Consider the following 4,952-nt stretch of genomic DNA (forward strand, 5'->3'; position numbering starts at 1 on the left):
CAAGCTGTGGGGTCATTCTCCGGCCGGGCTGTTTGGCTACTCTCATCTTCTCGGCGGCTACTCTGGCGGCCAGGCCGAATATCTCCGCGTCCCCTACGCCGACGTGGGCCCGATCAAGGTACCGGACCATCTCACCGACGATCAGGTCTTGTTCCTCTCGGACATCTTCCCCACGGGCTACATGGCTGCGGACTTCTGCGATCTGAAAGGCGGCGAGACGGTCGCCGTCTGGGGATGCGGACCTGTCGGTCAGTTCGCGATCCGCAGCGCCTTCATGCTCGGCGCGGAGCGCGTCATCGCGATCGATACCGTGCCCGAGCGGATGGGGATGGCGCGCGAGGCCGGTGCCGTGATCATCGATTTTAGAAGCGAGGAGTCTACGACCGCCGTCATCGACCGCGTGAAGGTCGCGACCTTCATGGGGACCGACCGCCCGCACGTGTTGCGACAGGCCATCCATTGCTGCCGCAACTTTGGCACGGTTTCGATCGTGGGCGTCTACGGCGGGTTCGTCGACAAGATCCCGATGGGATCCGCGATCAACCGCGGCCTGACCTTTCGTATGGCGCAGACGCCCGTGCAGCACTATCTGCCGATCTTGCTGGAGCGCATCGAGAAGGGTGAAATCGACCCGTCCTTCGTCATCACGCACAGTGCCAAACTGGAGGACGGGCCGGAGCTCTACAAGACGTTCCGCGCCAAGAAAGACGGCTGCGTCAAGGTCGTAATGAAGCCCTGAATTGCCGATACGATGATGCTCGAGCACTTATTGCCCGTGATCGGGATGGTGGCGGCGCTGATGACTTCGTTATCGTACGTTCCGCAGGTGCGGAAAGCGTTGCCGCGCGGAGCGACGGCAGACCTTTCGTTGAAAACGCTTGGCATTCTTACGACGGGACTTGCAATCTGGGTCATCTACGGCGTGCTGAAAGATGACCTCGTCATCATTCTGGGCAACGGGGTCGGGGCAGCGCTTTCCGGCATGGTCCTCTTTTGCAAGATCCGGGATCTCCGTGCCTCGAACGGTTAGCAGTTTGAAATTACAGCGTGCTGAGGTCGGAACGATTGGAGCGAATCTGAGCTTACTCCTCCGTAATTTTGAGGAGTTCCATTGTGAAAATCGATGTTCGTAAGGGAATGCCGTCGCGAAAACTGGATCGTGCGACATTCGAAAGCCGTATGCGGGCGCGTTTCACAGATCCCGCTTTCGAACCACTACAAAATGAGATCGCTGCGCTCATCGAAGCGGCATGGGATGGATATGCCCATTCGCGCAAATCGCCGCATACCCAACAGGCCGGTGAGGACTATTCTGATCCCGACTACGAATTGTCGGTCGATTGGGTGAAGACGAAGCAGGCCATCGATGCTGCCCAGCAGAAACATGACGATGCAATGCGTCAGAAACGTATTTTGCTCATCAACGGATCGTCGCGCAGTGATCAGACCTGCCCTGGCGAAATGTCAAAGACGTTTCGACTGTGCAAAACTTCAGAGCGTACCCTGATCGAGCATGGCTTTGCGGTGGATTTCCTCGATCTCTCGCACCTGACCTCTGAGCTCGGACGACAGATTCACCCCTGCAAATCCTGCGTCTCGACAGCAATGCCACTCTGCCATTGGCCCTGCAGTTGTTATCCTAACTATTCTCTGCAGCAGACTGATGACTGGATGAACGAGATCTATCCGCTCTGGGTCGAAGCGCATGGAATCATGATCATTACGCCGGTCAACTGGTATCAAGCACCAACCGGTCTGAAGGCCATGATCGACAGGCTGGTCTGTGCAGACGGTGGTAACCCCGATCCCACCAGCACCCATGGCAAGACAGCCGCGGAAGCCAAAGAGATCGAACTGAAAGGCTGGGACTATCCGAAACATCTTGCCGGACGGTTGTTCTCGGTCGTCGTGCACGGCGACAGTATCGGCGCCGAAGGTTTACGGCGCGGTCTCGCGGACTGGCTCACTGATCTGGACTTGATTTCGGCAGGCTCGCTGGCGGAGAAGGATGGGTATATCGGCTACAATGAACCCTACGCGACATCCCATCACGCTTTGGACGACGATGATGCCTTCCAACATGATGTGCGGACGGCGGCAACGGTGCTGGCCCGAGCGATCCGGATGCAGGATGAGGGCAGGTTGGCCCAACCGGATGCGGGGTTGCGTCCGGCTGCACCGAAATAGGTGACTAGGTGCCTGTCAACGCTGTCATTGTCACTGCGTCCAATATTTGCTTCTGGATTATTCACCGATCTTAGCTCTAGCTTCCGAACTGGTAATAGACAGCTGTAGCTTCTGGGTCTCCGTTACGACGACGAACTTCTTCGCTAATCGACGGTGTACAGAGGCAGAGGGGGTCTGGAGGACGATCCAGTCTCCTTGGACGTGCTCAACGACACCGACGTGCAGACCATCAGATCCAATAACTTCCAAACGTGAATCCGATGGAAAATGCTCTAGCGCGGTCGGGTCCTGTTGTGGCATGGGGGCGCTGATATTCGGTTCTGCGCGCGGGGTATTGCCCCCGATTTCAGCAGCGAGGGACTCGACAAAATCTTTCACGGTCACGACCGTCCTCCCATCCAATGCTGTTTTTATTTTTAGCAGATTGCGACGAAGGGCATTATGCCGCCATCTTGCGGCAGGATTCCGCGCAAGCACGGCAAGTCACGACGCATTCATCCATATTACCAACACGTTCACAGTCGGCCGCGCATTCGGCGCAAATCTCAGCGCATTTCCGGCATGTGTGCTTGTGGTGAGGGGTCCCGATCAGCATGAAGTGAGCAGAGGTTCGGCACATCTCAGCACAAGCCATCATCAAACTGAAGTGCTTTGGCTCGACATGCTTGCAGCCCATCTCCAGGCAGTGGTTCATCGCCATGCTGGTGCAGGTCTTGTAGCAAGATAAGCACGCATCGATGCAGCGTGTCATTTCCTCGGCATGCATGGTGTTTTCCTTTAGCTCTTGTCGCCCAGGTGCCTCTTGTGCGTCTGTTCCGGCGCCACCTTGCCGGTTTTCTCGTCCTCCCGTGTGGGAGGCTGGGACTGATCTTTTGAACTGGGGTCACGTGCCCGTTCCTTGGTTTGCGGCTGCTCCTGGCTCTTTTCGTCTAGGGTTATGTCCTGATCAGATCTCGCCATGACTCTCTCCCAACGGAAAAGCCCCGGCGAACCGGGGCCCACCGCATCAAACGAACGGAGTTCCGTAGTAGTCGTCAACCTTGCGATAGCGGCCGGAGTCCTGCCAGTCCCAGTCCGCCTCGCTGCTGTACTTCGGCGCGCCCTGAAGCTGCTCCTTGGTCACGTTGGTCAGGTAACCGCCGAGCTCGGTGTCGTATTTCAGAGTCTGCCACGGAAGTGGGTAGTGGTCGTCACCGATCCCCAGAAAGCCGCCGAAGCTCAGCACGGCGTAAGATGCCTTGCCGCTGACCTTTTCCAGCATCACGCGCTCGATGGAGCCGATCTTCTCACGGTCGGGGCCATACACCGCGGTGCCTTCAACCTTGTCGGTCCCGATGAGATTGCCGGTTTCGCGTTCAGCCATAACGTCCTCCTCTAGTTGTAATAACGGTAAAACAGGAGGCAATCTGCATTGTTCCTAAAGGAAATGTCGCACGGCTAAACGATCTTCAAACGTTGATACTCGCTGAGGCGGCCGCAATGCACCGCGGGAAAGCCAGCAGAAAGCGCGGCTTTGGCCACACTCGATGGCCGCTTTGAAGCAGAGCAGATTGAAAACCAATCATGACGTTGAGCGTCTCTGACCGACAAATAAGGTATCTCTTCTATGATCGACCGGGCGGCGCAGATTGGTAATGAAGCCGAAACACTAGTTACCTTACAGGTCACTAGAAGTGCAGCAAAATACGCTATCGGACGTGATCGCCCCTTCTGCTTTCGTATAAGCCGGTGCCCTCCGGTCTACTGTGGCATTCGAAGAGACATTCGGCGTTTGAGATTGGAAACGACCGCGTTGCAACGCGCCATTTCCCTGCTCGCAAGCAAAAGCCTCGCCGAGCGAGGGACGAGGCTCTTGCCGTCTGAAGTCGGCTTGAGCGGGATTGCGAACCGCTCAATTTGAGAGACGCAGCGTTACGGGAAAGTTTCAACTTGGTCGCCGAACAGTCGGAATCGCTCGACTTGTTCCCGCTCAGGTTTGCGACAAATTGCTATATTCCGCTGCGGAGCGCATTTGCGAAAATTCGATCTTCGTGACTTTGCGGAGCCTGGGAATGAAAGGGCATAGTTCTGACGCCGGTGGCGAGCGGCGATTAGACTTGGCGACGTTGGAAGACGGTCTGTGCGACCTTCAGGTCATGGCGGTTGAGCTTAAAATGGAAACTACGGACGCCCTACTGCGGATGGCAATCTTGGACGTTCGGCAGGCCATGGGTTTCCGTAAAAAGCTGGACGGATGAGATCTCGTCGCAGCGGGGAAAAAAAGCCCCGCCGGAGCGGGGCAGGTAATGGGCCGTCTCGGGAGGATCGGACACCCGCTTTGGCAACCCCGGCTATTGTGCCGCGTTCCCTAGTTCTTCTTCTTCGGCACCTTTGCGCCTTTCTTGCGAGCCTTGGAAAGTCCGATGGCGATAGCCTGTTTCTTACTTTTCACTTTGCCGCCCTTGCCGCCTGGCCCGCTCTTGGCGGTGCCTTTCTTGGCGCGGCGCATTTCCTTCTTCACCTCGGTGCCAGCGCTCTTCGAGTACTTGCGCGTGGTTGCTTTCTTACCTGTTTTCTTCTTAGCCGTTTTGGCCTTCTTTACTGTCTTTGCCATGGGCTTCCTCGTTTGATTGCGAACACCAATCGGAGGAAACGTTCCAAGTTCCTGACGTCCATCGCTGAGCGCCGGAGGCGAGAACTTGATAACCGCCTTGATTGTCAAGCGGGATACTAGAACGCCCATCGAGCCCAGTAGGACCTCACCTGCGAGCATCATCAGTAAAAGG

Annotated in this window: 8 protein-coding genes; 3 read left to right on the plus strand and 5 right to left on the minus strand. The window is 56.6% G+C overall.

The window, feature by feature from the left end:
* The 3 genes from ACIQ17_RS30710 to ACIQ17_RS30720 all read left to right on the plus strand — a co-directional run.
* Positions 1–739, plus strand: a 739-nt coding sequence (locus ACIQ17_RS30710) for a zinc-binding dehydrogenase (RefSeq protein ID WP_398473261.1), incomplete at its 5' end; no start/stop codon positions are given.
* A 15-nt stretch (positions 740–754) separates the two neighbouring features.
* Complete coding sequence (locus tag ACIQ17_RS30715) at positions 755–1,030, plus strand: SemiSWEET family sugar transporter (protein WP_398473262.1); 276 nt, start codon at positions 755–757, stop codon at positions 1,028–1,030.
* 80 nt (positions 1,031–1,110) lie between these two features.
* Positions 1,111–2,187: a flavodoxin family protein gene (locus tag ACIQ17_RS30720; RefSeq protein ID WP_398473269.1), complete on the plus strand. Its 1,077-nt coding sequence runs from the start codon at positions 1,111–1,113 to the stop codon at positions 2,185–2,187.
* A gap of 57 nt (positions 2,188–2,244) precedes the next feature.
* Here the strand turns inward: ACIQ17_RS30720 and ACIQ17_RS30725 are convergent, their stop codons facing one another.
* The 5 genes from ACIQ17_RS30725 to ACIQ17_RS30745 all read right to left on the minus strand — a co-directional run.
* The gene (locus ACIQ17_RS30725; RefSeq protein WP_398473263.1) at positions 2,245–2,571 is read right to left on the minus strand and encodes a DUF2171 domain-containing protein; all 327 of its coding nucleotides are present in this window, start codon (positions 2,569–2,571) and stop codon (positions 2,245–2,247) included.
* Positions 2,572–2,626: 55 nt separating this feature from the next.
* Positions 2,627–2,938, minus strand: a complete 312-nt coding sequence (locus ACIQ17_RS30730) for a four-helix bundle copper-binding protein (protein WP_398473271.1) — start codon at positions 2,936–2,938, stop codon at positions 2,627–2,629.
* Positions 2,939–2,964: 26 nt separating this feature from the next.
* On the minus strand, positions 2,965–3,147 hold the full coding sequence (locus ACIQ17_RS30735) for a hypothetical protein (RefSeq protein ID WP_398473264.1): 183 nt from the start codon (positions 3,145–3,147) through the stop codon (positions 2,965–2,967).
* Between the two features lie 46 nt (positions 3,148–3,193).
* Positions 3,194–3,550 (minus strand): PRC-barrel domain-containing protein, encoded by a 357-nt coding sequence (locus tag ACIQ17_RS30740; RefSeq protein ID WP_398473266.1) that lies wholly within the window; start codon positions 3,548–3,550, stop codon positions 3,194–3,196.
* Between the two features lie 984 nt (positions 3,551–4,534).
* The coding region (locus ACIQ17_RS30745; RefSeq protein ID WP_398473268.1) for a DUF6496 domain-containing protein at positions 4,535–4,952 on the minus strand (418 nt) is incomplete at its 5' end.

The organism is Tardiphaga sp. (genome assembly GCF_044340795.1).
Classification (GTDB): domain Bacteria; phylum Pseudomonadota; class Alphaproteobacteria; order Rhizobiales; family Xanthobacteraceae; genus Tardiphaga.

Bases quoted from the DNA above. Each gene is read 5' to 3' on its own strand.
- ACIQ17_RS30715 (WP_398473262.1), top strand. From the start codon at position 755: ATGCTCGAGCACTTATTGCCCGTGATCGGGATGGTGGCGGCGCTGATG.
- ACIQ17_RS30730 (WP_398473271.1), bottom strand. From the start codon at position 2,938: ATGACACGCTGCATCGATGCGTGCTTATCTTGCTACAAGACCTGCACC.
- ACIQ17_RS30735 (WP_398473264.1), bottom strand. From the start codon at position 3,147: ATGGCGAGATCTGATCAGGACATAACCCTAGACGAAAAGAGCCAGGAG.
- ACIQ17_RS30740 (WP_398473266.1), bottom strand. From the start codon at position 3,550: ATGGCTGAACGCGAAACCGGCAATCTCATCGGGACCGACAAGGTTGAA.